This is a genomic window from Rhizobium ecuadorense (assembly GCF_001187535.1).
Classification (GTDB): domain Bacteria; phylum Pseudomonadota; class Alphaproteobacteria; order Rhizobiales; family Rhizobiaceae; genus Rhizobium; species Rhizobium ecuadorense.
This window is the reverse complement of sequence record NZ_LFIO01000175.1, coordinates 1-218: the sequence shown is the minus strand read 5'-3', so window position 1 is coordinate 218 and position 218 is coordinate 1. Positions and strand designations below refer to the sequence as shown.

General features: G+C 66.5%; 1 pseudogene. It reads left to right on the top strand.

Annotated features, from left to right (window positions below):
* Position 1: 1 nt before the first annotated feature.
* A pseudogene (locus tag AF337_RS04550) lies at positions 2-218 on the top strand (glycosyltransferase family 25 protein); the annotation flags it as partial.

The following is a 218-nucleotide window of genomic DNA, read 5'->3' as shown; positions in this document are numbered from 1 at the left end:
CATGCGCACCGCACCTGCCGCCCTTATGCCGGCCCTTCATCCGGTCAGCCTGCGGGTGAACACCTACCTGATCAATCTCGACCGCGCGCCATTGCGCCGGTTTCGAATGGAGCGCCTGCTGGCAAGCTTCGGCCTTGCCTTCGAGCGCGTGGCGGCGGTCGATGGGGCAGGGCTAAGCCTGCCGCATCCGGGCTTCGACGAAGCAGCCTATCTCAGCC